Genomic DNA, 1,998 nt, shown 5'->3' on the forward strand with positions numbered 1-1,998 from the left:
GCTGGAAAGCCAGAACATGAAAACGCAAGCTACTGAACGACGCGGAGAATCAGATTTGCTCGCGTTTGGCGGTGAGTAGGGGTTTTCAGTCATTTAGGTGGGCATTGGATGTGCTTGTCGGCGAACGTTGGCGGTAACCGAGTCGCCGCCAAAAAACTATGATCTCAAAACCCGCGTGATCGGCGACTTCGGTTCACCGCATGGTTATGCCAATTCATCACGCGTTCCTTTGGGGTAAGCGCTGCTCTAAAAGTACCGCAAAACGCTTGATTCGGGACACAAGTTCATCGGTGATCAGTCGATGGTAATCTTCAGATCCGTGAATGACGGAGTTGCGAATTTGTCTGATGTTATCAAGTTCCGAAAGTTCTGCGTCAGAAATGACGTCCGACTGGCGAAGAGATTGTATCAAACCCAACGGCGTATTGCGTGGGTTCGCCGTTGGCGATTGTGCGATCATTCGTTCAAGATCAATCCATGCAGACATAAATTCGCCGAGGAGGCGGGTTCGATCGTCGCCAGGTTCGATGAGTTTGAATCCGAACAAATTTTCGAACAGCAGGTTAGCGAGTTCTGCATAGATCTCTACTTTGTCTCGTTCGACAGTAAGTCCATTACCTTGATGATATAGTTCGTTCCTGAGTCGGTGGTACCATTCGATTTCGCCGAGGTTTATTCCGTCAAGTTTATCCAGAGCATGATTCTCAAGCGCGTCCAGCAACTTAGGAAAGCTCTGCGAGAATTCGTCGTACTCGCGGCGAGGAATCGAAAGTCCATTGACTCGTCGCGGTAGACCGAGGTACGTCTTGATCATCAATTCTACGGCATTATCGATGCTAATCATCGCAAGTCGACGATTTACATCAGAGTCTCGTCGCAGCAAATCGAGACCATGCCGAAGTATTTCGCCCGGCCCCGTAGACCATGGTGGTGAAGCGTTCGAAGTCATTTTCTATTTGGCATAACGTTACGGTTTACCGGGCGGCGGCGAGTGCCGTGATTTCAAAACAACGCGACCACCGCCGCTCCGGTACAACCGATGGTTACCCGTTTTATCGACGGGCATTGATCGAGTGTTGGGCAGTGGTTTTCAAGTCGCCAAAGTCTAGCGGGCCCTAAAGTACGCGGCAAGCAATTCCGTTCATCGAAGGATCAGAACCGTTGTGATGCCATCGGCAAACGCCAGTCGTTAAGACCGAAATCAGTCAGCGATCAACCAGCGTTGCAGCCAACGCCAACGGAGAATCAAAACGTTTGACGCGTCGATTCACTAACGCAAAAGCCGAACGACCAATTCGCAATCGAAGGTTGAAGTGATCGCTTGTGCGAAGAAATACGCCGGACACCTGAGGGAGTATGTCGGATAACGTTTGCAATCACCCGGTCGCGACGAGAGATTTTCCATTGCCAAAACGCCCGACTTCGCGACTCGGGTGCATTGCTTGGTTCGCCCATTTCTGGTCGTATTGAACCAAAGGGAATCATGCCAGTCCCATTGACGATAAATAGATGGCAGTCAGGCAGTGCTGTCAACAAACGAGACACTTCTGTGTCGGAGAGGTCGCAGTCTTCAAATGCGATTCCAACCCATCCACGTAGTCGATTAGCAATCGTTAACTCTTCCAATTGTGAATCGTTAGGCATGGCGGTCAGCGTGACACGGTACTCGGTGCCGAATGGCCAGACTGGAATTGAGCCAGTGCGTCCGCCGATTGATTTTACGGACCGCGATAGACGTTGTTCTTTACGAGAGACGTTGACGATGTCAACAATTGCGATGACTACCACGCATAGAATGATGATTGATGCGGTTTTTGCAATTTGTCTCATATATATCGCAGACGGCATCCGGAGGTCGATGCAAATTGCTGGGCGAACGGTGGCCATCACCGGGTGGCGGCGGTTGACGTGATTTCAAAAAAACGTAACCACCGCCACTCCGGTGCATGGCATGGTTATCGGCATTTATCGACGGGCGTTGATCGAGTGCCGGGCAGT

The 1,998-nt window shown here is 50.8% G+C and carries 2 protein-coding genes; both read right to left on the reverse strand.

All coding sequences use genetic code 11. The annotated features are described in order from the left end of the window. Positions 1-217: 217 nt before the first annotated feature. Positions 218-721, reverse strand: coding sequence for a hypothetical protein (locus Poly59_RS29130; RefSeq protein WP_146537634.1), 504 nt, complete (start codon positions 719-721; stop codon positions 218-220). A 524-nt stretch (positions 722-1,245) separates the two neighbouring features. Next, positions 1,246-1,830, reverse strand: coding sequence for a hypothetical protein (locus Poly59_RS30015; RefSeq protein ID WP_222436203.1), 585 nt, complete (start codon positions 1,828-1,830; stop codon positions 1,246-1,248). Positions 1,831-1,998 lie beyond the last annotated feature (168 nt).

This window comes from Rubripirellula reticaptiva (genome assembly GCF_007860175.1).
Taxonomy (GTDB): domain Bacteria; phylum Planctomycetota; class Planctomycetia; order Pirellulales; family Pirellulaceae; genus Rubripirellula; species Rubripirellula reticaptiva.